We start from the raw sequence: 26,911 nt of genomic DNA, 5'->3' as shown, positions 1-26,911 counted from the left end.
CACGGACAGTCGCGGCCCGTGTGCGGAACGCCCGGACGCCTCCTACCGTGCAGGCATGATCCGGTTCGAGCAGGTCAGCAAGGTGTATCCGGACGGCACGAGCGCGGTCGACGATCTCTCCTTCGAGGTCTCCGAGGGGGAACTGGTCACCCTCGTCGGGCCGTCCGGCTGCGGCAAGACGACCACGATGATGATGGTGAACCGGCTGATCGAGCCGTCGTCGGGCCGGATCCTCGTCGGCGGCGACGACATCTCCGGTGTCGACCCGGTGAGACTGCGCCGCCGGATCGGCTACGTCATCCAGCAGGTCGGTCTCTTCCCGCACCGCACGGTCCTCGACAACACCGCGACCGTTCCCGCGCTGGTCGGCTGGAAACGGGCGAGGGCCCGGCAGCGGGCCGCCGAGCTGCTGGATCTGGTGGGCCTCGACCCGAAGACGTACGGCTCCCGGTACCCCGCGCAGCTCTCCGGAGGCCAGCGCCAACGGGTGGGCGTGGCAAGGGCGTTGGCCGCGGATCCGCCGGTGCTGCTGATGGACGAGCCGTTCGGTGCGGTCGACCCGGTGGTGCGCGAGCGGCTGCAGAACGAATTCCTGAGCCTGCAGGCGACGGTCCGCAAGACGGTCCTGATGGTCACCCATGACATCGAGGAGGCGGTCCGGATGGGCGACCGGATCGCGGTGTACGGGGCGGGGCGCATCGAGCAGTTCGACACCCCGGGCGCCGTGCTCGGGGCTCCCGCGACTCCGTACGTGGCACAGTTCGTCGGCGCCGACCGCGGTCTGAAGCGGCTCTCGGTCACCACGATCGAGCCGGATGACCTGGAGGAGCCGCCGGTCGCCCGGCTGGACGAGCCGGCCGGCGCGGCGGCGGCACGGCTGGGCGGTACGGGTGCCCGCTGGGCGGTGGTGCTGAACGGCGAGGACGAGCTGCACGGCTGGGTGGCGGCGGACGCGCTGCGGATCGCGGGTGACCACGGCACGGTCGGCGAACTGGCCCGCAGGATGGATGCCTGGGTGCCGGTCGGAGCCCCGCTGAAGCAGGCGTTCAGCGAGATGCTCCAGCACGACGCGGGGTGGGTCGCGGTACTGGACGGGGCGAGGTTCCTCGGCGTGCTGACGCCCGCCAAGCTCCACGAGGCGCTGCGCCGCTCGGTCGACGCGGACGCGCGGGGTGTGGGCCGGGACGAGGTGCGGTTCGACTCGGTCGCGGACGCGTAGGGCCGGCCGCGCCCCGTCCCTCACCCTCCCCCTACACGGCGCGGGCCACGGCGATGGCCCCCTGGAGTCGCTCGCCCGCCTCGTAGACCATGTACGCCGCCCCGTCCTGGGTGCCGAAACTCGGTGCCGCGCTCCGTCCGTTGTCCGGTGCTCCGGAGAGCGAGTCGTGGAAGAGACCCAGGTGGTTCCGGCGGGTGAAGTCGTTGCCGACCTCGGTGATCAGGAGGTTGCCGCCGCTTGCCTTGTCGGTGTTGTAGACGACGTACGCGCTGCCGTTCCGGGTGAGCAGGTGCGGGCCCCCGATGTTCACGGCACCGACGTCGGTATGGCTGACCAGGGACTGCTGGTCGAATGTCCAGCCGCGGCCGTCGGCGGACCAGCCCCAGCCGATGTCCCGGTGGTTGGTGGTGTCGTTCCGCATGAACAGCATCACGTAGCGGGCACCGCGCGAGGGCAGATCGTGCCGGAAGACCCGGGCGTACGACGTCTCCGTCGTCCCGGCCGGGAGCATCGCCGTGGTCAGTACCACCTTGTCGTACGTGAAGTGGATGCCGTCCTTCGAGCGGGCGAGGCGGGTCGTGGTGTTCTCGCCGTGGAAGTAGAGCCACATCTCGTGCGCGTCCTCGTTCCACAGGACGTGCGGGGACGAGACGTGGCTGACCTTGTAGTGCGGCTGCCAGTCGTTGGCCACGATCGGGTTGGCGGGGTACTCGGTGAAGGGGCCCTCGATGTTGTCGCCGTAGGCGAGGCAGATGCCGCCGGGGGCGTCGTGCGGGGCGTAGTAGAGGTAGTAGCGGCCCAGCGGCTTCGGCACCCGGCCCGCCGCTCCCCTGATGCAGGGGAAGATGATCTCGCCGGTGGGGTTGTACTTCAGCTGCGAGGGGTCGAGCAGCGTCCTGACGTACCGGTAGTCGGGGAAGCCGGCGGGCGCGGCGGCCGCGGTGCCGGTCGTGATGGCGCCGGTGGCGAGGACCGTGCCGGCGGCTGCGGCCGAGCGCAGGAAGACTCGGCGGCCCATCCGCGGCTCGCTCTCCGGATTGGTCTGCGGCTCGTTCATGGGTGAACTCCGTCCCGGGAGTGGGTGAACGTGTCAGAGATAGGTGGCGGCGGTCACGCAGAAGCCGCCGAGTGCGACGGCCCAGACGTACGGCAGGGTGCGGACCATCACCTGCTGCGGGGAGACGCCCGCGTACTGCGCGCTCCACACGGTCTGGGTGCTCGTGGGGTCGGCGACGCCGAACACCTGGTTGTACGAGGTGGCCAGGCCCAGCACCGCGGTGGCGGGGTAGATGCCGGCGGCGATCAGGACGCCGGCGATGCCCGCGCCGAGACCGAAGACGTTGAGCGGGCCGCGGTAGAGGCAGAGCGGTACGAGGACGGTGAAGACGAGCACGAACAGCACCGCGTTCTGCGGGCTGACCGCCTTGACGAGGGGTTCGAGCGCCTCGATCGCTCCGGGCAGTTTCACCGCCGCGAGCAGGATGCCGATGGCGATGAACAGGGTGATCGGTGCGGCGGCCACCTCGAAGCCGCCGTAGAGGGTGCGCAGCAGCCGCTTGTTCATCTCGCGCGGCCGGGTGGTGGTGACCAGGCAGTAGAGAACGCCCGCGAGCAGCGAGGGAATGATGGCCACTTCGAGGCCGAGGGCCAGGACCAGGGGAACTACCGGCGTGAGCAGCGCGTACCAGGGGGCGTCGCCGAGCCGGGCACGCCTACCGGAACGCGCCTTCGGCGCAAGGGACTTGGCGGACCAGGCGTGTTCGACGCCGCGGCGGCGGGACTCGACGAGGACGAAGAGGACCGCGGCGGCCAGTGCGAACGGGAACAGCTTGATCATGAAGCCGCGCACGGTGGGGATGGGCAGTTCCAGCGCGGTGGAGAAGAACTGCCAGACGGGCAGCTCGAACGGCATTCCCGCCGCGATGCCCATGAGGATCGTGCCGGCCGCGGTGACCTTGGGGATGCCGACGGCGATCATCGCCGGGATGCCGATGATTCCGGCGAGCATCGCGGCGGGCGCGGAGCCCGTCACCGTACCGACGAGGGTGGAGACGGCGAGGACTCCGAGGGCCACCACGACCGGGCGGTCGCCGCCGAATTCGACGATCTTGCGGACGAGGGTGCCCGCGATGCCGGTCTCGTCCAGGAGCTTGCCGAGCCAGGAGCCGAGCAGGATGGCGATCATGGTGGCGGCGAGGGCTGGTGCGCCCTCCTGGAGGACCGTGTCCAGGACACTGTTCTTGCCGGTGAGCGGGGCGCCCGCGACGAGGGCGATGACGACGGCCAGGACGACGAGCGCGAAGGCCGTGGGGAGTTTCCGGGTGAGCATCGCGGCGACACCGGCCGCCATGACGAGGAGGATGACGACACCCATGGCGTTACTTCTCTCTTCCGTGCGGGGCAGTGGTGGGGTGCGCGTCGGCCGTGGCCAGCGCGGCGGTCAGCAGCAGCGGGCTGCGGCCGAGTCCACAGGCGGTGCGGGCATGGGCATGGGCGGCGATCTCCTCGGCCCCGGCGACATGGCCGTACAGGCGTCGGCGTCCGGCGCGCAGCACGACATGGCCGAGCGCCTGTTTCAGCGCTGCTCTGGCCGGGCCGTGATGGAGCAGTTCGTGGACGGCCTCGTGCGCGAGGGCCGCCGCACGCACCGAGCCCGCCGGGTACCAGTGGCGCCAGCCGCGCTCGTCGACCAGTGCCTCGGCGCGGGCGAGGGTGTCGGTGTACAGCTCGACGGTGGCGGGGCGTGAGGTGTAGCGGGCGAGGAGGCCGTGTTCCAGCCCGCCGTCGCGTTCGACGACGCGGGCGCGGGACGGGGCGGGGGTGAGCCGGGCGCCGAACTCCGTTGCCACGGTGGCCCAGTGGCGCAGCAGCTCGTGGTCGCGTCCTTCGTGCGTGGGGGTGGCCGCCAGGAGCCGTACGCCGAACTCGATGTCGTCCGTGGCGGCGAGGTCGACGGGCGTGCTCATGTCCGTACCTCCACGACCGCGATCACGGACTCGTCCGCGGCGCGGGTGCCGAGTTCGCTGCGGGCCAGGGCCAGCAGTGGCTGCGGGTCCAGGACGCCGGAGAGGTCGGCGATGCGGGAGCCGAGGAGCAGTCGCAGGGCGGGGGCGCGGACCCCGCCGTCGCCGTACGAGGTGGCCTCGCCGACGAGCCGGGCGAGCGTCTCGGGGGCGCTGCCGACGGTGGTGGTCTCCACCCGGGCGTCGGGGGCGTGCAGCCGGACGACGCCGTCGGCGTCGACGACCCGCACGGGATGCCGGGTGGTGCGGAAGCGGCGCCGGATCTCGGTGCCGTAGACGGTATGGGCGGGGGTGGTGGCGAGGATGCTCACGTCCGACGGGTCGGTCTTGAGGCTGGCCGCCGCGGCGCGCAGACGTTCGTCCTCGTCGGCGCGGTGGGCGCGGTCCTGGGTGCGGAGTTCGGTGGCGCCGGTGGCCACCGCCCGTACGGTGCTGGTCTGCGGGTCCACGGTCACCTCCACCTCCACGCCGTCGGCGGCGGCGCCCTGGGCGACGACGGCCGCCTCGGCCTCGGCTCGGACGGCGAGGATCTGCTCCTGGCCGGCGCCCGGGATGATCCGCTCGATCTGCTCACGGACCAGGGCGAGGGCGACTCCGATCGGGCTGATGACCTCGCTGTGCCGGGCGATCCGGCCCTCCTGGCCGGTGACGGAGGCGAGGTGCGGGGTGACGGACGCGGCGCCCCCGCCGCCCCCGACCAGGACCGCGGTGTCCTTCTCCAGCCGGTAGTCGCGGATCATGGCGTCGGTCACGGCCCTGACCTGCTCGATGCCCGCGTCGAGGAGCCGGGCGGCGGCCGTCGCGACATCGGTGGACAGTGCGGCGGCCAGCGGGGCCAGCCCCGCCTGGGCCACGTCCTGGTCGCAGCGGGCGAAGTCGCCCTCGGGCACCCGGCCCAGCGCGTTGGCCGCGCAGGTCATCGTGATCGCGTACCGTCCGCCGGACGCGTCGATGACCGCGTAGTCGTCGGGGTCGCCCTCCATAGGCCGGACGGTGGTGACGCGCGCGTCGCGCAGCTCGTCGAGGGTGGCGAAGCAGGCGTACGGCAGTCCGGCGATGTGCGCGCTGCGGGGCCCGACGCCGACGACCCTGCCGCCGCCGATCCGGACCATGGACCCGCCGCCGACGCCGACGGTCCGCACATCGAGCGCGGAGAGGTAGGACGCCTTGCCGAGGATGGTGGCGTGCCGGACGGCGACCTTGCCGCGGCGGACGACGCTGATGTCGGTGGACGTGCCGCCGGTCTCCAGGAAGAGGCCCTCGCTGATCCGTTCCTGCATCAGCGCGCCGGCCACTCCCGCGGCGGGTCCGGAGAGCACGGTCAGCAGCGGGCGCCTGCGCATCTCGTCGAGCGACATCACACCGCCGTCGCACCGCATCACCATCAGGGGCGCGTTCACCCCGGCCTTGGTGATGGAGGCGTCGACGAGGTCGGCGGTGGCCAGCATGCGCGGCAGGATCGCGGCGTTGACCACGGCGGTACGGGTCCGCTTGGCGAGTCCGTACAGGGAGGTGATCTCGTGCGCGGCCGTCATCGGCAGTCCGCGCGGGCGGGCCGCCTCGAGGACCGCCTGCTCGCCCTCCGGCCGGTCGACGCCGAACGGCTCGCTGGCGACGAGGACTTGGGCCCCGTCCCGGGTGACGGCTTCGACGGCGGTGCGCACCTCGTCCGCGTCCTCGGGGTCGGTCACATGGGCGTAGGAGAGCGGGAGCCGCTTTCCCGGGGCGAGTTCGAGCCTGCCGAGCGAGGCGAGCCGGCGGGTGAGCACGGCGCCGGGTCCCGTTCCGATGCCGATCAGCCCGACGGTGGCGACATCGCCCTCCAGCAGGGCGTTGGTAGCCTGTGTCGTGCCGTGTGCCAGGAACGCGACATCCTCGGCGGCGCGGCCGGTCTGTTCGAGCAGCCGGTCGAGTGCCTCGACGATGCCGTGGGCAACGCCGTCCTCGTGGTGGTGGCTGGTGGGAACCTTCACCTGCCCCAGCAGTTCGAGGGTCGTGGCGTCTACGGCCACGGCGTCGGTGAAGGTTCCGCCCACGTCGATGCCGACGCGGATGCGGTGGGTGGTCATGGCTGGGCACCTCCTTGTGCGGGTGGGTTGATGCGCGGGCGGGCCGGGTGGGACAGGTGGAGCTGTCCCACCCGGCGTTTCACGGTTTCGGGACGGGCCGTCAGTAGCCGCGTACGTCGGGCCAGTGGCGCTGGACCCCGTCGTGGTCGAGCAGTCGCGCGAACGTCTCGTACCGCTTGTCCTCGGACTGGACCTGCTGCGGTTCGACACCCTCGGTGAGGCAGTGGGCGGCCAGGGCACCGGCGACCTCGCCGATGTTCCACTCCACCGGGTGGAGCCGGTAACAGCCGTTGGTGATGTGCGTGGTGCCGATGTTCTTGCCCGCGGGCAGCAGATTGCGGACCCGGCGCGGTACGAGGGCGCCGAGCGGGATCTCGAACGGCACCGAGCCGATGTCGATGTAGTTGTCGCCTCCGGTGGAGGGGTGCAGATCGATGCGGTAGCTGCCGACGCCGACCGCGTCCCGGTGGCGTGTGCCGCCGTGCGGGCCGACGAGGTCGATCGACACGTCCTGCTCGGTGACGGTGGTGACGGCCTTGATGCGGCGGGACTCACGTACGTACGGCGCCTTGGCGAGGCCGTCCTCGGTGCCGGTGATGTCGGGGCGGATCCGCAGACCGGGGAAGCCGGTGCCGCCGTCCTGGCGCGGGGCCTCGGTCTGCAGCCAGTACAGCAGCGAGAGCGACAACTGCCGTGCCTCGGCGACCGCTTGGGCGGACACCTCGTCCCCGGCGCCGACCAGGGGCTTGAGCCAGTAGTCGTTGAGCGGCCAGTTGACGAGCGTGATGTCGGAGTGGAAGGCGCCGGGACGGTGCATGCCCCGGGCGAGGATGCGGCGGAAGCCCCACAGTTCCTTGTCGCCCGCGTCCGTGCTCTGGTCGGCGCTGACGGCGAGCGGGTCGATGTCCGGGTTGGGGACGAAGGTGCGCGGTACGGATTCCAGGGAGCGCGGGTCGGGCGCCTGGAAGCCGAGGAGCGGACCGGGCCAGAAGTCGGGGCGGTAGGCGCGCCAGAAGCCGTAGTCGGCGGGGCGGTCGACGGTGTGGTTCTCGCCCTCGTGGTGGGAGAGCGCGAAGCAGACGGTGATGCCCTGCTGGTTGAGCGGCTGGGCCTGTTCGGGGGCGTGCGGTTCGTCGAACTCGCTCCGCGCCTCGGCGCCGATGGCGTGCTCGACGCCGCCGAGTTCGAGGAGTTCACCGGTCTCGGTGGCGTCGACGACGTAGCGGGCGGTGACGGTGGTGCGGTCGCCGGTGCGCAGGTTCTCCAGCGTGACGGCCCGGATGACATCGTTGTCCGCCTCGGTGGCCACCGCTCGGTGCTCGGTGAGCAGGGTGAGGCGGCCCGCCGCCCGGTGCGGTGCGAGCATCGCCTCCAGCACGGTGAGCGCGACGCGCGGCTCGTGGCAGAGCTTGCTGACGCGTCCGGCGCCCGGGTTGAGGTCGGTGAGGGCGAGGGCCTCGGAACGCATCGGGTACCACTGGCGGTAGTACGCCCGGATGCCCTCGCGCAGCCTGCGGTACGAGGCGGTGGTGCCGAACTGCTCCACCCACGGGTGCTCGTCCGGGGGGACGGCCTGGGAGGTGAGCTGGCCGCCGATCCAGTCGGTCTCCTCGGTGAGGACGACGGTGCGTCCGGCGCGGCAGGCGGCGAGCGCGGCGGCGACGCCGCCGAGTCCGGCGCCCACGACGAGGATGTCCGGTTCGGGTATCACTGGTCTCCTTGAGCTGTACGTACGAGTGGTGCGGTCGGTCAGTGGTCTTCGGCGGCGGGTGGCGGGCCCGATGTGGCGCCGGGCCGGAAGGTGCAGGCGACCAGGGGTTCGGTGGCCTCCTCCCCCGCGACCAGCGCGGCGAGCATGCGCACGGCGGCCGCGCCGAGCCGGGTGCGGGGGATGTCGAAACCGGTGGGGTCGGGGTCGTCCGCGAGGTCGGCGGGGGGACTGCCGAGCAGCGCCAGCGAGACGTCGCGCGGGCAGTCGATCCCGGCATCGGCGACCGCGCGGCGCAGGGCGCGCCAGGCGGCTCCGGTGTCGGTCTCCTCGGCGACGAACGCGGTGACGCCGTCGGCGAGCCAGCTCCGCAGCCGCTCGGGGGTGAGGTCTCGTTCCGGGTCCGCGGAACGGAAGACGGCCTCGGGGCCGCCGGTCGGGCCGATGGTCTCCAGCCCCTCGAGGAAGCCCTGTTCACGGTCGGTGGAGGCGGGTGCTTCGTCGTCCTCGCGGATCAGCACCATCCTCCGGTGCCCGAGCGCGGCCAGGTGGCCGACGACTTCGCGGGCGGCGCTCACGTAGTCGGCGCCGACCCAGTGCAGGCCCTCCGGCTGGTCCCGGCGGCCGAGGTGGACGACCGGGAAGCCGTCGGCGACCAGCCGGCCCAGCTCCTGGACCGGTGCGTGGCGGCCGAGGAACAGACAGCCGTCGGCGAGGCGGACCCGGCTCAGCGCGTCGGGTCCGGCGGCCCCCGCACCGCCGGTGCTCGACCCCGTGAACAGCACCAGGTCGTAACCGCGCTCCGCGGCCTCGCGTTCCACGCCCACCAGGAACGGGTAGTACGAGTGCTGCACATCGGTCGGGAACGTCGCGGTGAAGCTGAACACGCCCAACAGGCTGTTGCGCGCCGCCGCGAGCCTGCGGGCCGCCGGGTCGGGCACGTAACCGAGGCTGCGGGCCGCCTCCAGGACCTTCTGCCGGGTCTCCTCCGAGATCGCGGGGCCCTGCCTCTTGTCCGCGAGCACCAACGAGACCGTGGCCTGCGAGACCCCGGCGAGCCGTGCGACCTCCGCCTGTCGCGGGCGGGCCGTGCGGCCTGCCGGTGCGGGTGAACGGCCGGGCCTGGCCCGCTTCCTGGGTTCCTCCACCATGGCTCCTCAGATCAATTAATGCGCATTAGTAATGCGCATTAACGAGTACTGTGAGGGCAGGCCGGGCGCCGGTCAAGGGGTCGGGTACAACTTCTTCACCGCGCGCCCCCCCGTACGGTGTGATCAACCATCCCTGCGAAGAAGGCGGTCCCACATGTCCCTGTTCGATCTGCCGCTCGACCAGCTGCGTGACTACCGCAGCGGATCGGTGGAGCCGGAGGACTTCGACGCGTTCTGGTCGAAGACGCTCGACGAGGCCCGGTCCCACGACCTCGACGCCCGTTTCGAGCTGCGCACCGGCACGGGGCTGAGCACCGTCGACGTGTACGACGTGACGTTCGCGGGCTTCGGCGGTCACCCGGTCAAGGGCTGGTTCGTCCTCCCGGCGGGCACCACGGACCCGCTGCCGGTGGTCGTCGAGTTCATCGGCTACGGCGGTGGGCGGGGCCTGGCACACACCCACCTGCTCTGGGCGTCGGCCGGTTTCGCCCACTTCGTGATGGACACCCGCGGCCAGGGCAGCGGCTGGCTCGTCGGCGACACCCCGGACCCGGTGGGCAGCGCCCCCGCGTACCCCGGCTTCATGACCCGTGGCATCGAGGACCAGGAGTCGTACTACTACCGGCGCGTGTTCACCGACGCGGTGCGTGCGGTGGAGGCGGCGCGCTCGCACCTGCTGACCGACGCGGCGCGCACCGCGGCCATCGGCGAGAGCCAGGGCGGTGGCATCACGCTCGCCGTGGGCGGGCTGATACCCGACCTCGTGGCGATCGCGCCGGACGTCCCGTTCCTGTGCGACTTCCCCCGCGCCCTCACCGTCACCGACCGGACCCCGTACCGCGAGGTGGGCAACTACCTCAAGACGCACCGCGGCCGGGCCGAGCAGGCGCGGGCCACGCTGTCCTACTTCGACGGAGTGCACTTCGCCGCACGCGGGCGCGCGCCGGCGCTGTTCTCGACCGCCCTGGAGGACATGACCTGCCCGCCCTCGACCGTCTTCGCCGCCTTCAATGCCTACGCCCACCAGGACAAGACCATCGAGGTGTACGACTTCAATGATCACGAGGGCGGCGGGCCGTTCCAGGAGGCCGTGCAGCTGGGCTGGCTCCCGGGAAGGCTGACGGCCTGACCGCGGAGGCGGCGGTCAGCCGCGCGGGATGAGGTTCTTGGACACCAGATAGGTGCGTGCCACGTCCTCGGGCAGCCGCCGCCAGCTGTCGACCTGCTCGTTGAGCCGGGCCAGGTCGGCGGTCGTCAGTGCGGTGTTCAGCCTGCCCAGCGCCGTGCGTACGCCTTCGCTGCCCGCCCGGGACCGGTTGACGACCGGGACGAGGTAGTCGGCGTTCTGGAGATGCTTGTCGTCGGCGAGCAGGACGAGGCCGAAGCCGTCGAGCGTGGCGTCGGTCGTGGTGGTCAGGACCATCTGGTCCTGACCGTTCTGGACGGCCTGTTTGGCCTGGGTGGTGCCGACGCCCTTGGGGTCCACGGCGGCGATGCGGATGCCGTACGTCTTCTTCAGCCCGGGTGCGCAGTAGGGGCGCTGCACGCATTCGTCACCGGCGGCCAGACGTACGGGCAGCCCGGACCTTCCCAGGTCGCTGAGGGTCTTGAGGTGGTGCTCGGTCGCATACGGGGCAGCGACCGCGAAGGCGTTCTGGTCGACGGCGCGCCCGGGGTCGAGGACGGTGAGGCCACGGGGCTCGGCGAGGGCGCGCAGGGCCTTCATGGTGTCGGCGAGGTCGGGCGAACCGACCGGGGCCGCGTCGGCTCCGTTCTTCTTGGCGTTCAGCCAGTCGGCGAAGGTGGCGGCGTACTCCGGCACGACGTCGATCTGGCCGCTCTCCAGCGCCGGTTCGTAGATCTCCCGGTTGGTGACGGAGATGATCTTCGTGGAGTAGCCGGCCCGGTTCAGCAGCAGGGCGTACATCTGGGCGAGCAGATCGCTCTCGGTGAAGCCCGCGGAGCCGATGGTGAGGTGTCTGCTGTCGCCCGGCGGTGCGGTGACCTCGCCCTGCTTCTCCAGCGAGGGGCCGGTGGTGCAGGCGGCCGCCGAGAGCAGCACCAGCAGCACGGGGACGGCGGCTGCCGGCCTCATTTGGATTCTCCGCCGCGGAGCCGGCCCGGGACGAGCAGCCGGCCCGCTTCGAAGAGCCCTTCGACGGCCAGTGCGAAGACCGCGACGAGCACCGCCCCGGCGACCACCTGGGCGGTGGAGGCGAGGTTGAAGCCCGCCGTGATGATGCGGCCCAGTCCCCCGCCGCCTGCCAGTGCCGCGAGGGTGGCGGTCGCGACGAGCTGGACGGCGGCGATCCGCACGCCGGTGAGGATCAGCGGGAGGGCGAGCGGCATCTCGACGCCCAGCATCAGCTGTCGGCCCGTCATGCCCATTCCTCTGGCCGCGCGCACGACGTCGCGGTCGACCTCCCGCATGCCGACGTAGGCGTTGGTGAGCAGCGGCGGTACGGCGAAGAGCACGAGGGCGATGATGGTCGGCCACTCGCCGTGCCCGCCGATCGGGGTGAGGAGCAGCAGCACCAGCACGGCGAAGGTGGGTACGGCCCGGCCGATGTTGGAGATGTTGACGGCGAGTGCGCCGCCCCTGCCGAGATGGCCGAGGACCAGGGCGACGGGCAGCGCGGTCAGGCAGCTGATCAGCAGGCAGACGACGGTGAGGAACAGGTGCTGGCCCAGCCGGTTCCAGATGCCGCCGTCACCGGACCAGTTGGCGGAGGTGGTGAGCCAGGACCAGGCGTCGGCGAGGGTGTTCACGACTGCCTCCTGGTCCACGGGGTCAGCAGTCGCTGCGCGAGCAGGAGCAGCAGGTCGGCGGCGACGGCGATCACGACGCAGAGGACGGAGGCGGTGAGCACCTGGGCCTTGAAGTAGGTGTTCATCCCGGAGTAGATGAGGTTGCCGAGTCCGCCGTAGCCGACGATCGCGCCGACCGTGACCAGGGAGATGGCGGAGACGGTCGCGATCCGCAGTCCGGCCATGGCCGCGGGCAGCGCGAGGGGCAGCTCCACGGCGAGCAGCAGCCGCAGGGGTCCGTATCCCATGCCGCGCGCGGCCTGCCGGGTCTCCTCCGGCACGGCGCGCAGCCCGGCGAGGATGTTCCGTACGAGGAGGGTGAGCGAGTACAGCACGAGCCCGGCGACGACGAGCGAGGCGGAGAGTCCGTACACCGGAAGCAGCAGCGAGAACATGGCGAGCGACGGCACGGTGTAGAGGATGGTCGTCACACCGAGCACGGGGCCCGCCGCCCAGCGCCGGTGCCGTGCCGCGAGGGCGAGCGGAACGGCGAGGACCAGTCCGATGAGCACGGAGACCACGGTGAGCTGGAGGTGCTGCACGACGGCGTCCCAGAGAATCTCGCGACGGCTGGAGAGATAGGCCCCGCAGAGCCACTCGTTGCGCGCGAGGCAGTCGTCCGGGGGCGCGGTCACCCGTCCATTGGAGCGCGCGGGGCGGCGCGGGCGCGCGTCCTGATCGGCTGTCCGGGGGGCCGCCCGGGTTCCGGGGCAGGACGTGCTGCGTACGGGGGGCGTCGGCGCGTCTACTGCCCGGTACGGCCGGACGTGACGGTAGACCGGGGTCCACGTCCCGCGTTCCCCGTACCTGCCAAGGAGCCCCCGCATGCCGCCGCCCGGCCCCTCCGACGACGCCTACCGCTTCGACGACCTGCGTGCGCTGTACGTCAACTGCACCCTCAAGCGCTCCCCGGAGATCAGCAATACGGAGGGGCTGATCGACCGCAGCCGCGCGGTGATGGCTGAGCGCGGCGTCAGCACGGAGGTGGTCCGGGCCGTCGACCACGACATCGCAACCGGCGTCTGGCCGGACATGAGGGAGCACGGCTGGAAGACGGACGCCTGGCCCGCGCTGTACGAGAAGGTGATGGCGGCCGACATCCTGGTGCTGTGCGGGCCCATCTGGCTGGGCGACAACAGCTCGGTGATGAAGCGGGTCGTCGAGCGCCTCTACGCCTGCTCCAGCATCCTCAACGACAAGGACCAGTACGCGTACTACGGCCGGGCCGGTGGCTGTCTGATCACCGGGAACGAGGACGGGGTCAAGCACTGTGCCATGAACGTGCTCTACAGCCTCCAGCACCTGGGCTACACGATCCCGCCGCAGGCCGACGCGGGCTGGATCGGGGAGGCGGGGCCCGGCCCGTCGTATCTGGACCCCGGGTCGGGTGGTCCGGAGAACGACTTCACCAACCGCAACACCTCGTTCATGGCCTGGAACCTGATGCACCTCGCCGCGATGCTGAGGCGTGCGAACGGCATCCCGGCCCACGGCAACCAGCGCTCTGCGTGGGATGCGGGCTGCCGTCCGGACTATCCCAATCCAGAGCACCGCTGACCGTGCCCCCTGCGACGGTCGTCAGTGCTGCCCGGACGCCGGTTCGAGGACGAGGACCGGGATCTGCCGCTCGGTCTTGAGCTGGTAGTCGGCGTAGTCGGGGAACGCCTTGACCGCGCGCTGCCACCACAGGTCCTTCTCCTCGCCGGTGGCCTCGCGGGCGTTCATGTCCTGGCGGACCGGGCCGTCCTGGAGTTCCACCCGGGGGTCGGCCACGATGTTGTGGTACCAGACGGGGTGCTTCGGGGCGCCGCCCTGCGAGGCGACCACGGCGTACGTGCCGTTGTGCTCGACCCTCATCAGCGGGGTCTTGCGGATCCTTCCGCTCCTGGCCCCGCGGGTGGTGAGGACGATGACGGGCATGCCCCGCATCGTGTTTCCCTCGGTGCCGCCGGAGCTCTCGAACAGCTCGACCTGATCGCGGACCCACTGCTCGGGGCTCGGCTCGTACTCTCCCTGGAGAGGCATGGAAATCTGTCCCGTCGTCGACGTGCGGACACACGGACGCGCAGGCACACGGGCCCGCGGACATCGGTGTGTCCTGCTGCTGCGAAAAACTCTCGCACCATTCCGTCCGGACGGCGCCCGGGGCGGGTCCGCGTGCCACGGCGACGGGTGTCCCGCCTCAGGAGTACGGCGGCCTCAGCCGCAGTTGCAGCATCGCTTCGAATCTCGCCTCCGGGTCGTCGAGATCGATGCCCGCGACCAGGGCCAGCCGCTTGAGCCGGTAGCGGAAGGTGTTGGGGTGGATGTGTACGGCGGCAGCGGCGGCGGCCACATCGCCGAAGGTGCTCAGCCAGGCGTCCAGGGAGTCCGTGAGGGCGGTGTTGTGCTGGGCGTCGTAGGCGCGCAGCCGTATGACGGGGCCGTCCGGCAGGTCGTCGTCGGCGGCCATCCGGTCCGTCAGCTCCTCCAGCAGCGAGGCGGCGTAGACGTCAGACAGGCGGGCGGCCCTGCGCTGTGTGCGGCCGGAGCCGAGGACCCGCAGCGCACGGTCCGCGTCGGCGCGCGAACGGCGCAGTTCCACCGGGCGGGCGGCGAGGCGGCCGATTCCGATGACGGCGGGCACCCGGCCGCCGATGCGGCCGAGGAACGCCTCGGCCACCCGTAGCCCCTGTTCGTCCGAACTCGTGGGCAGGACGGCGTAGGTGACTCCGCCGAGTGTGGCCGTGGCGGTACGGGGGTGGATCGCGGCCAGGTGCAGGGTCAGCGCCTCGGCGACGCGGTGGCCCGCGGCCACCCGGTCGGGCTCGTACTGCTCGCCGGTCACCGCGAGCGCCAGTACGCAGGCGGGCTGCGCGGAAAGGCCGAGCCGTACGGCGGCCTGCGGTGCGTGCGTACCGCCCTCCAGGACGGTGGCGAGCAGATCCGCGCGCAGCCGGCGTTCGGCGTCCTCGCCGGTGCGGCGGCGCAGCAGATGCAGGGCGGCCACCTTCGCCGCCTCCTGGAGCGCCTTCGTCCGGTCCGCGCTCAGCGGTCCGTCGACCACGACCCAGATCGAGCCGAGGATCTCGCCGCCGGCGCGGACGGCGATCGCGACCCGGGGCTTGTCCGAGATGCCGTCCACATAGACGGGTTCCTCCTTCCGGTAGAGGGCCTGGAAGGCGCCGCGTTCTTCCAAGGCGCGCAGTTTCTCGGCGGGCACCTGGCGGTCGAGGACGGTTGCGATCCGGTCGTTGTCGCCCTCGTCCTGCCGGCTGGAGAAGGCCAGCACCCGCCCGCTGCGGTCCTCCACGGTGACCGGGCCGTCCAGCAGTCCGGCCGTCGCGTTGGCCAGGGCGAACAGGTCACCGGCGAGCGGCTCGGCGCCGTCGGCCTCGTCGGGGCCGCCCACTGTGCCCAGTTCGTCGACCGCGAGCAGCGAGCGCAGCAGTGCGGCCACCTGCGCCCAGGACGCGCCGGGGGTCAGGCCGAGCACGGTCAGGCCGGTGCGGGCGGCCGCCTCGGACACGGGGCCGTCCACCGGGACCGGGGACCGGACCACCACGGCCGCCGCACCGAGCCCGGCGGCCCGGTCGACCAGGGCGGCGACCGGCCCGGCGCCGTACACCCCGACGCCCAGCACCACCGCGCCGGGCAGCCTCGCCGGCTCGTCCAGGGGGTCCTGGATCAGCACCCCGGTGACGGTGCGGGCCGGGTCGGCTTCCCCGGCCACCACTTCGATCAACGTCGACCCGAGATCGTTGAGGATCCGGCCGAGCACGGCCCGTGGCTGCTCCGTCATCTTCACAACGTAGTTGATCGGAGTCCGTGCACCGCGGGGGCGACCGCCCGGTGGCCGGAGCCGGTCATCGGCCGAGCCATTCCGTCGACTCGGTGACCTCGGCCAGTTGCCCGGGGATCGGATCGATTCCGAGGCCGGGTCCGTGCGGCACGTCGAGATGGCCGTCCCTCAGCACGAACGGCTCGGTGATGTCGGTCCGGTAGTAGCGGTCGGAAGCGGACGTGTCGCCGGGCAGGGTGAAGCCGGGCAGTGCGGCAAGGGCGACGTTGGCGGCCCGGCCGAGGCCGGTCTCCAGCATCCCTCCGCACCAGACGGGCACGCCGTTCGCGGCACACACGTCGTGGATCCGCCGGGCTTCCAGATAGCCGCCGACCCGCCCCGGCTTGATGTTGACGACCGAGCAGGCGCCCAGCGCGATGGCGTCGGCCGCCGAGCGGGCGGACACGATGGACTCGTCCAGGCAGATGGGGGTGCGCACCTGCCGGGCGAGTTCCGCGTGGCCCCGGATGTCCTCCTCGTCCAGGGGCTGTTCGATCAGCAGCAACCCGTACGGGTCGAGCCGGGCCAGCTGTGCGGCGTCTGCAAGGGTGTACGCGGTGTTGGCGTCCACCTGGAGCTGTACGTCGTCGCCGAAGCGTTCCCGGACCGCGCGAACGGGTGCCACGTCCCAGCCGGGCTCGATCTTCAGCTTGATCCGCAGATAGCCCTCGGACAGATAGCCGTCGACGGTGTCGAGCAGTGCGGGGACCGAGTCCATGATGCCGACCGACACCCCGGCCGGTACCCGTTCGGCCGTCGCACCCAGCCACTGGCCCATCGACAGATCATGGGCGCGCAGCCACGCGTCGAGGACCGCCGTCTCCAGTGCGGCCTTGGCCATCCGGTGGCCCTTGAACGCGGCCAGTGCCGGGGCGACCGCCCACGGGTCGAGCGCCGGCAGGGCGGCGAGCGCGGGTACGAGGTAGCCGCGCAGCACGTCCGCCGCGGCCGCGGTGTACTCCGAGGAGTACAGCGGATCGGCCATGGTGACGCATTCGCCGTAGCCCTCGTGGTCCTCGGTCTCGACCCTGACCAGCAGGATCTCCCGGGTGGTCATCGTGGCGAACGAGGTCCGGAACGGTGCGACCAGCGGCATCGCGATCCGGCGCAGTTCCACACCGACGAGCTTCATGCCTGACTCTCCTGACGTCTGTCGATCACGTACCAGCCGTCCCGGGTGAATCCGGTGACGGTGTGCCCCTCGGCCATCAGGCCGCCGAGTACCTCGCGCAGCGCGTACCGCCATTCGCGGGCCAGGGGCGGGTCGGTCCGGCGCAGTTCCTCGGCCTCTGCGGGGATCCGGACCAGGACGGTGGCGCCGTCCCGGCGCCCGACGACGGGGCGGCCGTCGGGTTTGGCGTCCAGTCCGACCACGGCGCGGGGGCCCGCGCCGTCGGCTGTGACGGTGTGGCGTGCGCCCGCGGCGGATCCGACGGCGTGCTCGCCGGTCAGCTCCCAGCGGACCATCAGCCGGTCCGTCTCGGTCCCGGCGTTGACCTCGTCCTGCATGGCACCGTAGAAGTCGGCCAGGTACTCGCTCGGTTCCGCGCCCAGTTTGGCCAGGTTGAAGTAGGCGTTGCGGCTGATCAGCGGGTCGAAGGTCCAGGTGACGGTGGTGATGGAGCGGGCCAGCGCCCAGGCCCGCTGGTGCTGTTTGACCGCGAAGCCGACATTGCGGCCGCGGACGCTGTCGTCCACCCCGGCGATGTGCGAGTGCAGTCCGGCGCTGGCCAGGAAGCCCAGGCAGAAGCCGACCATCCGGCCGCCCCGGTCGACCCCGACGACATAGCTGCCGGAGTGCGCGAAGACCCGCAGCAGTTCCGGGGTGATCAGCGGGTTTCCGGGATCGGGCCGCCAGATCCGGTCGAGCACCCGGCAGGCCTCGTGCATCTCGTCCAGCCCGTGCAGTTCCCTGATGGTGACGCCCGCACGCTGCGCGGCCAGGTCCGCGGCGGCCGTCGCGGCAGCCGCCTGCACAGCGTTCACGGTCCCACCTTGCCGGGGACGGCCGTCGGCGAAACGCGCAGCAGCGAGGCCACCAGGGAGGCGACGAGTGCCGCGCGGCGGGGCAGTTCGGCGACGACCACATGCTCGTCGTCCGCGTGTGCCCCGCCGCCCACGGCCCCCAGGCCGTCGAGCGTGGGTGTGCCCACTCCGGCGGTGAGGTTGCCGTCGGAGCCGCCGCCGACCGCCACGCCGCGCAGTGGGCCGAAGCCCAGCTCCGCGTAGTGGCCGCGGGCGAGTTCGAAGAGTTCGGCCGACGCGCTCGTCGGCAGCGGCGGCCTGTTCGGGCCGCCGGAGAACCTGAGCGAGGCGCCGTCGAGCACCGGCCGGAGGCCGTGCACGGCACGGTCCACCCGGTCCTGTTCGGCGGCCGTCCCGACGCGTACGTCGACCATCAGCCGGGCCGCGTCGGGCACCGTGTTGCGTGTGGTGCCGGAGGAGGCCACGGTCGGCGTGACCGTGGTACCGGCCGCCGGATCGGCGAGTGCGGACAACGCGAGGACCTGGTGGGCCAGTTCGGTGGTCGTGTTGACGCCCTTGTGGGGTTCCAGACCTGCGTGCGCGGCGCGTCCGGCGATGGTCAGCTCGTAGCCGGACATCCCCTTGCGCGCGGTCTTCAGCGCCCCGCCCTCGCTCGCCTCCAGGACGAGTACGGCCCGGGTACGGCGGGCCTCGGCCTCGATCAGGGTGCGCGAGGTCGGGGCGCCGATCTCCTCGTCGCCGGTGAGCAGGACCGAGACCCTGTCCAGGTCGTCCAGCGCCGACAGGGCGTGGAACAGCTGCACCACGCCGGCCTTCATGTCGAAGCAGCCGGGTCCGGTGAGCCGGCCCCCGGCGACCTCGAAGGGGTGGCCGGCCAGGGAACCCACCGGCCACACCGTGTCGAAGTGGCCGAGCAGCAGCACCCGGTCGCCGGAGCCGAAGCGCCAGCGCAGGGCGGGCCGCCCCGAGCCGTCGATCCACTCGGGTGCCGCGCCGGTCAGCCGGGTGCCGATCTTCGCGACGACGCGGGCGCAGTCGGCGACCGCGGCCAGGTCGTCACTGGGCGACTCGGTGCGGACCAGCTCCTCGATGTCGGCCAGCAGGCCCGGCAGCCCGGCCTCCAGGGCGGTGGCGATCGCGGTCATGTCAGCCCACCTTGGGGGTGGCGCGGCCACCGTGGTGGATGTACGGAGTGCCGTCGGCGAGTGTGTAGAACACGACCGGGACCCAGAGCTCGAACCCCGGCCGCTGCACGACGAACAGCCCCGGCTCGACGGGGTGCAGCTCGTACTCCTTCTCCGTGTCGGGGGTCAGTTCGGCCAGTGGTCCGGTGATCCGGTCCAGCATCACCAGGCCGCCGTCCCGCTCCACGATCTCCACCGTGCTGGAGAGCCGCTGGTACACGCCGACACAGTCGGCGGGGTCCACCGCCACCGGTTCTGTCGCGGGCTCGATCGTGGTGCGCATTGTGACCCCGGCCAGCTCCTGGACAATCTCCGCATACACGTCCCGGTAGAGGCTGGAGGTGTCACCGCCGTTGGTGAGCAGGCAGATCGCCAGCTCCGCCTCGGGCAGGACCCGCAGGTAGGCGTTCTGTCCGATCGTGCCGCCGTCGTGTCCGTACACCCGTTGTCCGTCCCAGGTGTCGAGGAACCAGCCGAGCCCCCAGGCGTTGCCCAGGATGTACGGGTCGGGCAGCTCGACCTGCGGGGTCTGCATGGCGGCGACGGACTCCTCCGAGAGGAGCTTGGTGCCGTCGCCGGTGACGCCCTTGTCGAGGTGCAGCCGGGCGAATTCCAGTACCTCGCGCGGCGTGGAGCAGATCAGTCCGGCCGGTCCGGCCGAGCGCATCAGCCCCCACATCGGGGCCTGTGCCGGCGGGCTCCCCAGGTGCCCGATGGCGGCGCGGAAGCGCAGCACCTCCTCCGGCAGGGTCGCGGTGTGCGTCAGGCCGAGCGGACGGTACAGGCGCTCGCGCATCAGCTCGTCCCACTGGACGCCGGTGACGACCTCCAGTACCCGGCCGAGCAGGGTGAAGCCCGCGTTGCAGTACGACATGGTGGCGCCGAGCGGGTGGTTGGGGGTGACGTCGCCGAGCAGCGCGGCGAACTTCTCCAGGCAGTCGTCGCCCCGGCCGGTGTCGGTGAAGAGGTCGCCGTCGATGCCGCTGGTGTGGGTCAGGAGGTGACGGAGTGTCAGTTCCTGGGTCAACTCATCGTTGGCGAGCCGCAGTTCGGGGAGTACGGACACGATGGGCGCGTCCAGTTCGAGCAGGCCCTCGTCGACGAGTGCCATGGCCACCGTGGTGGTCCACACCTTGGAGATCGAGCCGATCTGGAAGAGGGTGTCGGTGGTCGTCCCGATCCCGGCCTCCGTGTTGGCCAGGCCGACGGCGGTCTCGGCGACGATCTCGCCGCGGTGCAGGATGGCCAGACCGGCTCCGGGGACGGAGTGACGGGCGGCGAGTTCGGTGAGGCGGGTCGTCCAGTGGGCTGACAGGTCGGTGGTGTCGGTCATGTCGGGCTCCGATTCCGTTGCGTTCAGCGGTTGGTGTGCGTGGTGACCCATTCGATCAGCCTGCGGGAGTAGTCCTCCCGGTGCGAGGGCCGGCCGTCCAGTAGGAAAAGATGCGAGCTGCCGGGGTACACGACCAGCCGGACCGGTACGTCCCGGGTGCGCAGCGCGTGGAACCGCTGCTCGGCCTGGCCCACCGGGCAGGTGTGGTCCGCGCCGCCGTGCAGGATCAGGGTGGGTGCGCGTACCGCGTCGGCATGGCTCAGCGGCGAGAGCTCCGTCAGCCGTTCCGGGTCGCCGATCTCGTGGTCGGCGATCAGGTGTCCTTCTTCGGAGGTGCCGGCCATGCTCTTCAGATCGACCAGGACGCCGCCCGGTACGACGGCGGCGAAGCGGTCGCTGCGGGCGGAGAGCCAACAGGTCAGATAGCCGCCGTAGCTGTAGCCGGTGAGCGCGATCCGTGCCGGGTCGACGAGTCCCTCGGCGAGGAGGGCAGCGACCGGTTGCAGGACGTCCTGTCCGTCCGTCTCGCCCCAGGCGCCCACTGCGGCCGTGTAGAACGCCTCGCCGTAGCCGTCGCCGGCGCGGACGTTCAGCGTCAGGATCGTCCAGCCCTGTGAGGCCAGCTCCTGGTGGTAGAGGTGGACCGGATCGGAGTGCGGGGCCCAGGCGTTGTGCGGGCCGCCGTGCACGTCCACCAGCAGCGGGCCGCCCGGAGGTGTGTCCGCGGCGCGGGTGATCATGCCGTGTACGACCGTGCCGTCCGCGATGGTGAACTCGCGTTCGGTGACCGGGTGGAGGGCGATCCCGGGCAGCGACCGGGCCATGTGGTCGGTGAGCCGCGCGGGCTCCCGCCCTGCCGACGGCAGGCCCGCCTCCCCGGCCGCCCAGGAGTCCAGGTCGAGCAGCACGACCTCGGCGAAACGCGACGCGTCGGAGACCACAACCGCCGCCAGCCCCGCCTTCGCGGCGACCGAGCATCCGCTGACCCCGGTGCCGGCGGGCAGCGGGGACGCGCTGATCCCGGCCGCGTCCACCCGGTACAGGCGGGTTGCGCCCCGGTCGCGGGCGCAGAACACGATGTCGTCGCCGTGGAACTGCGGCAGCGCGCCCGGGTATCCGGGGCCACCGCCCATGACGTTGCGGTCCAGGGCCGCGCTGAGGGACACCGGCGCGGAACCGTCCAATGGGCCGCGCCCGCCGTCCGGGTCCTGCGGGCCGTTCTGTTCCTGGTCTCCGTGCCTGCGGTGCTGGCCATGGTCACCTCCGAGGGAGCGGCACGCCGCCGCCGAGTGAGGGAACATTAGGCAGCGCCGGACCGGCTCCGAGTGGTCGCGCCGCACGAAAAACCGGCCGCCCGATGGTGCGCCGCGACGAAGACGGACGCGAGGACAAAGTGGCTCCGGACGGAGGAGTTCCGACGGAGAGAAAACTGATTGCACTGAATTCCGGCAGGTGAAAATCTCGGACGCATGACCTCGCAGCACCGGATACGGGCCGACTACGACGCCCGGACGATCGTCGTCTACCAGGCGTACTCACCGGCGGTCGCCGGTCCGGCTCTGCGGGCCAAACGGTTCGTCCCACCGTTCTCGTTCAACCGGATGACCTGGATCAAGCCGTCGTTCCTCTGGCTCATGCACCGCAGCAACTGGGCGCAGAAGTCGGGCCAGGAGCGGATCCTCGCGGTACGGATCACCCGGGCCGGATGGGAGGAGGCGCTCTCGCAGGCCGTGCTGACGACGGCCGACCCGTCGGCGGTCGCCCAGGCTCCCGTGCACGTCCAGTGGGATCCCGAACGCTCACTGCGGGGAGCCGCTCTCAACCACTACAGCATCCAGGTCGGGGTCGGACGCGGTCTGATCCGCACGTTCGCCGAGGAGTGGGTCGTCGACCTCACCGACGTGACGCCACGGGTCCAGAAGATCGCGGCGCTGAGGCAGAGCGGCCGGGCCGCGCAGGCCCAGCGGCTGCTGCCGCCCGAGCGGATCTATCCGGTGCCCCCGGCTGTCGCGAAGGGCCTTCGTATCGACGCCTGAGACCACAACGGCCCGGTACGCACATCCACTCACCGGGTTACGGTCTCACCACGCCTCACTGTGCTACTGCATCACCTCGAGCGCGGTGTGCCCGAAGGACCGCTCACAGGAGTAGACCTGCATGGTGTAGCCGCGGCCGATGGTGACCTGGGTCGGCTCGTGCGTCTGCGGGTGGACCACTCCCGGCGCCGCGTCGGCGGCTTCGTCCTCGACGGGGCGCCAGCTCTGTTCGTTGTCCCATTCGCCGCTGTCGACGGTCAGCAGCGGGCGGACGGGCCCGCCGCAGTCCGGGCACTCCATGGGCCACGGATCGCAGAAGCTCCAGTTGCCCCAACCACCGATCTTCCATCCCGGCGCCACGGACAGGGCGTACTGGTACAGGTAGTCGCGCGTCTCCTCCCAGGCCCTGACGCGTTCCGCGAGTTCTTCGTCCAGTTCGTGCGGTGCCGGGTACTCGGTGACCGGTTCGGGGTGCAGGAGGCAGGGGCTGGGCAGATAGTCGCCGTTGTCGATCACCGACGGCTCGGGGGGCGCGGACAGCGTCGGACCGACTTCCGCGGCCCGCCGCCACACCAGACGCACCTGTGGAAGGCAGTCGTCGCCGTGCTCGAAGGGACACCACAGCACCTGGAGCAGATCGGTCTCCTGCGGGCCCGGCCACAGGCCGTCGCCCTCGGCGGCCGGGAGGTCCCGTGCGTACAGCTGGGCGACTGCCAGCAGGGGGACCGGCCCGTTCTGCGGGATGCGCCGGCCGCTGTAGCCGACCCGGTCCACCACTTCCCGCTCCTGCGGGGTGAGCATCAGACGGTTGCCCTCCGCACGTGCCCAGGCCGCGGTCAGGACACGGCGTTGGGCCCGCACCTCGTCGGGTACGAAACCGAGGTGCCACGGGCCCGCGTGCTCCGGGCAGGTGGGCCACGGTTCGTCCCGCGGCCACAGCAACGGTCCACCGACGGAGCTGTCCCCGACGGCCGGCTCCCCCGGGCGCGGGTGCAGCCGCACCGCTGTGCGTGCCAGCGGAGCAAGCTCCGGGAACTCCGTGGTGATGTCGACCGGGCGAGGAGGCGTCGTGCGATGCATCGGAGCAGCGTAGTTGCCGGTCACCCGGCCCGGCACACCGAGCACCCATCCGTCCCGCCGGCTTGTCCCTACAGCGGTGGCTCGTCGGCGAGTTCAAGCAGCCAGCGCGCGCCCGCCGCGTCGCCGGCCCCGCCGACGCCGCTGTACGCGCCGGGGAAGAGCCGTCCCCAGGAGCAGGCCCGGCCGATCGCCCCGAGTCGCCAGGCCAGACTCAGGGCACGCCGCAGTTCGGCGTTCGTGCGGCCGTCGCCCGTCCACTGTTCCAGGTAGGCGTCCCGCAGGCGGGGCAGCACCTCGGGCCCGAACCGCTCCCGGGCCGCTCGGGCGGGGACGAGAAAGCTGCAGAAGGGGTGGGCGACGGCCGCGTCGCCCCAGTCGAAGAACGTGAAACGGCCCGGCTCCGGCGCGAAGAGCTGACCGTCGTGCAGATCGGAGTGGTCGAGCGTATCGGCGATGCCCACTTCCGCGAGCTCCTCGCACCACCCCACGAGCCGGGGCCGCAACGCGCCCAGGGCCCGGCGGTCGGCGGGCTCCAGTGCGGTGTTCCCGTCGACGACCCGGTCGAAGATCTCCGGGAGCACGGCCGTGCGCGCGCCGGGGACACCGAGCAGTTCGATCTCCTCGGCGTACGGAACGAGTGCGCGTTGCATTCCGGCGTACTGCCGCAGCGGTTCCTCCCAGGCACGCGGATCGACCGCGGTGCGGGCCGCCGCGTCGAGTGCGTCGCGGAAGATCGTGCCGCCGTCCGGAAGCAGCGACCAGCCCCGGCCCGCGTCGACGGCGAGCGGCTTCAGTACGTACCCGGGCACCCAGCGGGCCAGTGCCTCGGTCAGCCCCGCCTCGAAGGCGCTGGCGGGCGGGTTGGCCTTGAACCACACGGCGGCGCCACCCGCGACGGACATCCGCACCAGCACGGACCACGGCCGGAGCCGCACCTTCCGTGGCCCGGTTTCGCGCAGTCCCCGAGCGGCGAGCCCGCGCTCCACCCATCCCAAGGCCTCCTCCCGCCATGCCTCCTGCTCCCAGGGGGTCACCGCGTCCTGGTACTGCCCTCGGTCCACCACTGCCGGCACATCACTTCGCATCGCGCCATCCCATCACCGTGCCGGTCGGGCCTTCATCCGAATTTACGGAGATGGTGACGGTGCGCACCGGGCGATGCGGGATCGGGGTCTCGCGAGGGCGGTACCCCGCTCCCTCGGCCGCCCGGCACGGGCGATAGCGTGAGTGTCATGACGATCGAGCGTGCTGCCGGCCGGATCGCTGTCACCGCACTGACCGCGCTTTCCGGTCTGCATGTCGCGTGGGGGCTGGGGTCGACCTGGCCGCTGCCCGACCGGAAGACCTACTCCGACGTGGTGATCGGCCGCCCGAACCCACCTGGTCCGGCGGCGTGTTTCGCGGTGGCGGGCGCGTTGGGGACCGCGGCGCTGCTGGTCTCGGGCCGGCCGCGGCGGCGCCCGGCGCTGTCCCGGATCGGCGCAGCCGGCGTCGCGGGGGTACTCGCTCTGCGCGGTGCGGCCGGCTTCTCGGGCCGAACGGACCTGCTGGTCCCGGGAGCGCTCTCGCCCCGCTTCCGACGCCTCGACCGGCTCGCCTATTCGCCCCTGTGCCTCGCCCTCGCCACGTCGACCGTGATCGCCACCGCCCGGCGTAAGCGGTAGGCGGCTGCTCCGGGGCCGGGAGCAGGACGAACGGCCTACTGCCGCGCCTCTCGCGCGCCGATCATCCCGAGACTGTCGACCGCCGCAGGCGACAGCCGCGATTCCTCCAAACCCGACAAGGGCATCCAGGCGACGGCAGAGGTGGAATCGTCGGTCTTGGTGACCGCGAGCGGTCCGGGCCCGAGGTCGACCAGATAGAAAAGCCCCACGAGATTCCAGTTCACCCCGAGCCGGTGAGCGGTGTACGCCCGCGCGTCCACCAGCCGGGCATCGAGGAGTTCGAGGCCGGTCTCCTCGTACAGTTCACGTGCCAGTGTCTCCCGCGGTTGCTCACCGGGATCGATGCCTCCGCCGGGCAGGTGCCACAGTCCGGGCATGAAGACCGGTGAGCTGTCCGAGAGCTGAGTCAGCAGCAACTGGTGCTCCGCGACAGCGATGGCATACGCCGAGACGCGTGAATGTACGTCACTTCCCATGTGTGTCCCTCCGGACTTCGAGGTCCACGGCTCCGCCCGAGCCGTACGGGACAACCTATCGATCACACAACGGAGTCCGGACGCGGCACCGGCCGAATGACGGTCGTCGACATCGCGAGAGCGGCCCCGGTCTACCGGCGCTCCAACACCCCCCGTACGAAGGCGGCCTGGCCCGCGTGTTGGAGATCGTCCGAGATGACGCTGATCAGACGCACCCCGAGAGTGACCGGCGGCGACCACGCCTCGTCGACGATGCGTTCCAGAGCCCTGTTGTCGAGCCCACGCACGAAGCCGGCGGTCTGCTCGTGGACCGCGTCGTGGTAGCCGAGCAGCAGTTCCGCCGAGCGCACCCGCACCGCCGCGACATCCGCGCTGCGGTGTCCGTACCCGGTGGCCTCCTTCTCGAAGGGCAGATCGAAACGGGAGGCCCAGTCCTCGGAGAACCAGACCTGCTCGACACCGGCCGCGTCCGAGACATGGTCGTCCTGGATCCGGGTGAGATGCCATACGAGCCAGCCGATCGAGTTCGCCCCGTCGTCGAGGCGAGCATGGAGATCGGCGCGTGACAGGCCCTCGACCGCCGAGTGCACCGTCTCCCGGACGCGGGTGAACGCGTCGGTCAAAAGGTCAGCACTGTTCATGCCCTCACCATCGCCGCTGCCGCGCTCCTCCCCCGCCATCGACACGCACGCTGCTCCGCCGCGTCGAACAGCGCGGGCACCGCCATGGCCTGCTTCAGGATCCCTCCCCGGCTGCCGTCGGTCGAGTCCACAAGGGTGTGAGGGATCGTCCGGTCGGCGAAGAAGCGGTCCCAGGTGCGCCGGAGATCGTCGAACGGCGCCGGCATGTCGTGTCCGAGGTCCAATGCATCGAGCGCGGTCACAATCCAGTCGATGCCGCTCAGGCCCGCTTCCGTGTACGCGCGGTGGGCGGCCCAGCGGACGATGGACCGCTGGGCCACTGGTCCCGCCGCATCCACCGCGTGCAGGAGGTCGCAGTCCAGACGCAGCAGCCCCGCCACATTGCCGCCGACCTCCCCGAAGGCTCTGGCTGGGCAACCGCCCGCCCCATTCCAGGGCTTCGGCGCGCCTCTGTGCGGCCTCATCGGCCCGCGCCTGCTCCGCTGCCCGGCGGCGCTCTGCCTCGGCGCGCTGTTGCGGTGACGGAGGCGGCGGCAGAACGTGCGCCTGCCGATGCCAATCGTCCGCAACCCCTGCCGTCTGCCTGACGACCTCGTCGGGGCGGGGCGCCGCCGGCCAGAACTGCAGGTACTGATCGGCGGTGGTCTCACCCTCGAGAACGGCGATCAGAAGCGACCCGTTCTCCTGATTCTGTTGTTCACCGGATTGCTGAT

The 26,911-nt window shown here is 71.7% G+C and carries 26 protein-coding genes; 5 read left to right on the top strand and 21 right to left on the bottom strand.

Translation table 11 applies throughout. The annotated features are described in order from the left end of the window. Positions 1–55: 55 nt before the first annotated feature. Complete coding sequence (locus tag OG978_RS38550; protein ID WP_326769668.1) at positions 56–1,219, top strand: ABC transporter ATP-binding protein; 1,164 nt, start codon at positions 56–58, stop codon at positions 1,217–1,219. 31 nt (positions 1,220–1,250) lie between these two features. Here OG978_RS38550 and OG978_RS38545 read toward each other — a convergent pair whose 3' ends face one another. The 6 genes from OG978_RS38545 to OG978_RS38520 all read right to left on the bottom strand — a co-directional run bounded on the left by OG978_RS38545 (position 1,251) and on the right by OG978_RS38520 (position 9,170). Then, on the bottom strand, positions 1,251–2,276 hold the full coding sequence (locus OG978_RS38545) for a hypothetical protein (RefSeq protein ID WP_326769667.1): 1,026 nt from the start codon (positions 2,274–2,276) through the stop codon (positions 1,251–1,253). 33 nt (positions 2,277–2,309) lie between these two features. Then, entirely contained in the window at positions 2,310–3,593 is a 1,284-nt protein-coding gene (locus OG978_RS38540; RefSeq protein WP_326769666.1) for a transporter, read from the bottom strand. 4 nt (positions 3,594–3,597) lie between these two features. Next, complete coding sequence (locus tag OG978_RS38535) at positions 3,598–4,185, bottom strand: hypothetical protein (protein ID WP_326769665.1); 588 nt, start codon at positions 4,183–4,185, stop codon at positions 3,598–3,600. Beyond that, the gene (locus OG978_RS38530) at positions 4,182–6,311 is read right to left on the bottom strand and encodes a hydantoinase/oxoprolinase family protein (protein WP_326769664.1); all 2,130 of its coding nucleotides are present in this window, start codon (positions 6,309–6,311) and stop codon (positions 4,182–4,184) included. Before OG978_RS38530 ends, OG978_RS38535 begins: the two co-directional genes overlap by 4 nt. Positions 6,312–6,411: 100 nt before the next feature. After that, positions 6,412–8,022 (bottom strand): FAD-dependent oxidoreductase, encoded by a 1,611-nt coding sequence (locus tag OG978_RS38525; RefSeq protein WP_326769663.1) that lies wholly within the window; start codon positions 8,020–8,022, stop codon positions 6,412–6,414. A 38-nt stretch (positions 8,023–8,060) separates the two neighbouring features. Continuing rightward, the gene (locus OG978_RS38520) at positions 8,061–9,170 is read right to left on the bottom strand and encodes a LacI family DNA-binding transcriptional regulator (RefSeq protein WP_442817806.1); all 1,110 of its coding nucleotides are present in this window, start codon (positions 9,168–9,170) and stop codon (positions 8,061–8,063) included. Between the two features lie 154 nt (positions 9,171–9,324). On the opposite strand from OG978_RS38520, the gene OG978_RS38515 reads away from it, so the two are divergent. Next, positions 9,325–10,299 (top strand): acetylxylan esterase, encoded by a 975-nt coding sequence (locus tag OG978_RS38515; protein WP_326769662.1) that lies wholly within the window; start codon positions 9,325–9,327, stop codon positions 10,297–10,299. Between the two features lie 15 nt (positions 10,300–10,314). Here the strand turns inward: OG978_RS38515 and OG978_RS38510 are convergent, their stop codons facing one another. Genes OG978_RS38510 through OG978_RS38500 form a run of 3 tightly spaced genes read right to left on the bottom strand, consistent with a single transcriptional unit; the run spans position 10,315 to position 12,613 of the window. Beyond that, complete coding sequence (locus OG978_RS38510) at positions 10,315–11,265, bottom strand: ABC transporter substrate-binding protein (RefSeq protein ID WP_326769661.1); 951 nt, start codon at positions 11,263–11,265, stop codon at positions 10,315–10,317. After that, positions 11,262–11,939, bottom strand: coding sequence for an ABC transporter permease (locus tag OG978_RS38505; protein WP_326769660.1), 678 nt, complete (start codon positions 11,937–11,939; stop codon positions 11,262–11,264). Before OG978_RS38505 ends, OG978_RS38510 begins: the two co-directional genes overlap by 4 nt. Continuing rightward, positions 11,936–12,613 carry an ABC transporter permease gene (locus OG978_RS38500; protein ID WP_326769659.1) on the bottom strand — a complete coding sequence of 226 codons (678 nt, stop codon included), beginning with the start codon at positions 12,611–12,613 and terminating at the stop codon, positions 11,936–11,938. Before OG978_RS38500 ends, OG978_RS38505 begins: the two co-directional genes overlap by 4 nt. 190 nt (positions 12,614–12,803) lie before the next feature. Here OG978_RS38500 and OG978_RS38495 point away from each other — a divergent pair, with 190 nt between their 5' ends. Next, entirely contained in the window at positions 12,804–13,535 is a 732-nt protein-coding gene (locus OG978_RS38495; protein WP_326769658.1) for a flavodoxin family protein, read from the top strand. A gap of 21 nt (positions 13,536–13,556) precedes the next feature. Here OG978_RS38495 and OG978_RS38490 read toward each other — a convergent pair whose 3' ends face one another. From OG978_RS38490 to OG978_RS38460, 7 genes are all read right to left on the bottom strand, one after another. Beyond that, entirely contained in the window at positions 13,557–14,003 is a 447-nt protein-coding gene (locus tag OG978_RS38490; protein ID WP_326769657.1) for a nitroreductase family deazaflavin-dependent oxidoreductase, read from the bottom strand. Positions 14,004–14,160: 157 nt separating this feature from the next. Beyond that, the gene (locus OG978_RS38485; protein ID WP_326769656.1) at positions 14,161–15,759 is read right to left on the bottom strand and encodes a PucR family transcriptional regulator; all 1,599 of its coding nucleotides are present in this window, start codon (positions 15,757–15,759) and stop codon (positions 14,161–14,163) included. Between the two features lie 64 nt (positions 15,760–15,823). Continuing rightward, a complete protein-coding gene (gene menC / locus OG978_RS38480) occupies positions 15,824–16,930 on the bottom strand; it encodes an o-succinylbenzoate synthase (protein WP_326769655.1) in 1,107 nt (368 codons plus the stop codon). Further along, a complete protein-coding gene (locus tag OG978_RS38475; RefSeq protein ID WP_326769654.1) occupies positions 16,927–17,784 on the bottom strand; it encodes a GNAT family N-acetyltransferase in 858 nt (285 codons plus the stop codon). The genes menC and OG978_RS38475 overlap by 4 nt, the downstream gene beginning before the upstream one ends. Then, positions 17,781–18,929 carry a M20 family metallopeptidase gene (locus tag OG978_RS38470; RefSeq protein ID WP_326769653.1) on the bottom strand — a complete coding sequence of 383 codons (1,149 nt, stop codon included), beginning with the start codon at positions 18,927–18,929 and terminating at the stop codon, positions 17,781–17,783. Before OG978_RS38470 ends, OG978_RS38475 begins: the two co-directional genes overlap by 4 nt. A 1-nt stretch (position 18,930) precedes the next feature. Beyond that, positions 18,931–20,301 carry a serine hydrolase domain-containing protein gene (locus OG978_RS38465; protein ID WP_326769652.1) on the bottom strand — a complete coding sequence of 457 codons (1,371 nt, stop codon included), beginning with the start codon at positions 20,299–20,301 and terminating at the stop codon, positions 18,931–18,933. A 23-nt stretch (positions 20,302–20,324) separates the two neighbouring features. Further along, complete coding sequence (locus tag OG978_RS38460) at positions 20,325–21,467, bottom strand: alpha/beta hydrolase family protein (protein WP_326769651.1); 1,143 nt, start codon at positions 21,465–21,467, stop codon at positions 20,325–20,327. A 303-nt stretch (positions 21,468–21,770) separates the two neighbouring features. Here OG978_RS38460 and OG978_RS38455 point away from each other — a divergent pair, with 303 nt between their 5' ends. Beyond that, positions 21,771–22,337 carry a DUF4291 domain-containing protein gene (locus OG978_RS38455; protein WP_326769650.1) on the top strand — a complete coding sequence of 189 codons (567 nt, stop codon included), beginning with the start codon at positions 21,771–21,773 and terminating at the stop codon, positions 22,335–22,337. A 63-nt stretch (positions 22,338–22,400) separates the two neighbouring features. On the opposite strand, the gene OG978_RS38450 is transcribed toward OG978_RS38455, so the two are convergent. Beyond that, entirely contained in the window at positions 22,401–23,417 is a 1,017-nt protein-coding gene (locus tag OG978_RS38450) for a hypothetical protein (protein WP_326769649.1), read from the bottom strand. Positions 23,418–23,485: 68 nt separating this feature from the next. Further along, positions 23,486–24,502 (bottom strand): phosphotransferase, encoded by a 1,017-nt coding sequence (locus tag OG978_RS38445; RefSeq protein ID WP_326769648.1) that lies wholly within the window; start codon positions 24,500–24,502, stop codon positions 23,486–23,488. A 147-nt stretch (positions 24,503–24,649) separates the two neighbouring features. Here OG978_RS38445 and OG978_RS38440 point away from each other — a divergent pair, with 147 nt between their 5' ends. Next, positions 24,650–25,081 (top strand): DUF3995 domain-containing protein, encoded by a 432-nt coding sequence (locus tag OG978_RS38440; RefSeq protein WP_326769647.1) that lies wholly within the window; start codon positions 24,650–24,652, stop codon positions 25,079–25,081. Positions 25,082–25,116: 35 nt separating this feature from the next. On the opposite strand, the gene OG978_RS38435 is transcribed toward OG978_RS38440, so the two are convergent. The 3 genes from OG978_RS38435 to OG978_RS38425 all read right to left on the bottom strand — a co-directional run bounded on the left by OG978_RS38435 (position 25,117) and on the right by OG978_RS38425 (position 26,662). Further along, positions 25,117–25,557: an NUDIX hydrolase gene (locus OG978_RS38435; RefSeq protein ID WP_326769646.1), complete on the bottom strand. Its 441-nt coding sequence runs from the start codon at positions 25,555–25,557 to the stop codon at positions 25,117–25,119. 131 nt (positions 25,558–25,688) lie between these two features. After that, positions 25,689–26,198, bottom strand: a complete 510-nt coding sequence (locus OG978_RS38430) for a mycothiol transferase (RefSeq protein ID WP_326769645.1) — start codon at positions 26,196–26,198, stop codon at positions 25,689–25,691. Continuing rightward, positions 26,195–26,662, bottom strand: coding sequence for a hypothetical protein (locus OG978_RS38425; protein ID WP_326769644.1), 468 nt, complete (start codon positions 26,660–26,662; stop codon positions 26,195–26,197). The genes OG978_RS38430 and OG978_RS38425 overlap by 4 nt, the downstream gene beginning before the upstream one ends. Positions 26,663–26,911: the final 249 nt, after the last annotated feature.

The organism is Streptomyces sp. NBC_01591, assembly GCF_035918155.1.
Taxonomy (GTDB): Bacteria; Actinomycetota; Actinomycetes; order Streptomycetales; family Streptomycetaceae; genus Streptomyces.
Note: the sequence above shows the minus strand (reverse complement) of the source record. Positions and strands in the feature narration are given on the sequence as shown.

What these genes read in the sequence shown, in the direction of transcription:
- OG978_RS38550 (WP_326769668.1), top strand. Translation starts at nt 56, where the DNA reads ATGATCCGGTTCGAGCAGGTCAGCAAGGTGTATCCGGACGGCACGAGC.
- OG978_RS38545 (WP_326769667.1), bottom strand. Translation starts at nt 2,276, where the DNA reads ATGAACGAGCCGCAGACCAATCCGGAGAGCGAGCCGCGGATGGGCCGC.
- OG978_RS38540 (WP_326769666.1), bottom strand. Translation starts at nt 3,593, where the DNA reads ATGGGTGTCGTCATCCTCCTCGTCATGGCGGCCGGTGTCGCCGCGATG.
- OG978_RS38535 (WP_326769665.1), bottom strand. Translation starts at nt 4,185, where the DNA reads ATGAGCACGCCCGTCGACCTCGCCGCCACGGACGACATCGAGTTCGGC.
- OG978_RS38530 (WP_326769664.1), bottom strand. Translation starts at nt 6,311, where the DNA reads ATGACCACCCACCGCATCCGCGTCGGCATCGACGTGGGCGGAACCTTC.
- OG978_RS38520 (WP_442817806.1), bottom strand. Translation starts at nt 9,170, where the DNA reads ATGGTGGAGGAACCCAGGAAGCGGGCCAGGCCCGGCCGTTCACCCGCA.
- OG978_RS38515 (WP_326769662.1), top strand. Translation starts at nt 9,325, where the DNA reads ATGTCCCTGTTCGATCTGCCGCTCGACCAGCTGCGTGACTACCGCAGC.
- OG978_RS38510 (WP_326769661.1), bottom strand. Translation starts at nt 11,265, where the DNA reads ATGAGGCCGGCAGCCGCCGTCCCCGTGCTGCTGGTGCTGCTCTCGGCG.
- OG978_RS38495 (WP_326769658.1), top strand. Translation starts at nt 12,804, where the DNA reads ATGCCGCCGCCCGGCCCCTCCGACGACGCCTACCGCTTCGACGACCTG.
- OG978_RS38490 (WP_326769657.1), bottom strand. Translation starts at nt 14,003, where the DNA reads ATGCCTCTCCAGGGAGAGTACGAGCCGAGCCCCGAGCAGTGGGTCCGC.
- OG978_RS38485 (WP_326769656.1), bottom strand. Translation starts at nt 15,759, where the DNA reads ATGACGGAGCAGCCACGGGCCGTGCTCGGCCGGATCCTCAACGATCTC.
- menC (WP_326769655.1), bottom strand. Translation starts at nt 16,930, where the DNA reads ATGAAGCTCGTCGGTGTGGAACTGCGCCGGATCGCGATGCCGCTGGTC.
- OG978_RS38470 (WP_326769653.1), bottom strand. Translation starts at nt 18,929, where the DNA reads ATGACCGCGATCGCCACCGCCCTGGAGGCCGGGCTGCCGGGCCTGCTG.
- OG978_RS38465 (WP_326769652.1), bottom strand. Translation starts at nt 20,301, where the DNA reads ATGACCGACACCACCGACCTGTCAGCCCACTGGACGACCCGCCTCACC.
- OG978_RS38455 (WP_326769650.1), top strand. Translation starts at nt 21,771, where the DNA reads ATGACCTCGCAGCACCGGATACGGGCCGACTACGACGCCCGGACGATC.
- OG978_RS38450 (WP_326769649.1), bottom strand. Translation starts at nt 23,417, where the DNA reads ATGCATCGCACGACGCCTCCTCGCCCGGTCGACATCACCACGGAGTTC.
- OG978_RS38445 (WP_326769648.1), bottom strand. Translation starts at nt 24,502, where the DNA reads ATGCGAAGTGATGTGCCGGCAGTGGTGGACCGAGGGCAGTACCAGGAC.
- OG978_RS38440 (WP_326769647.1), top strand. Translation starts at nt 24,650, where the DNA reads ATGACGATCGAGCGTGCTGCCGGCCGGATCGCTGTCACCGCACTGACC.
- OG978_RS38435 (WP_326769646.1), bottom strand. Translation starts at nt 25,557, where the DNA reads ATGGGAAGTGACGTACATTCACGCGTCTCGGCGTATGCCATCGCTGTC.
- OG978_RS38430 (WP_326769645.1), bottom strand. Translation starts at nt 26,198, where the DNA reads ATGAACAGTGCTGACCTTTTGACCGACGCGTTCACCCGCGTCCGGGAG.
- OG978_RS38425 (WP_326769644.1), bottom strand. Translation starts at nt 26,662, where the DNA reads ATGAGGCCGCACAGAGGCGCGCCGAAGCCCTGGAATGGGGCGGGCGGT.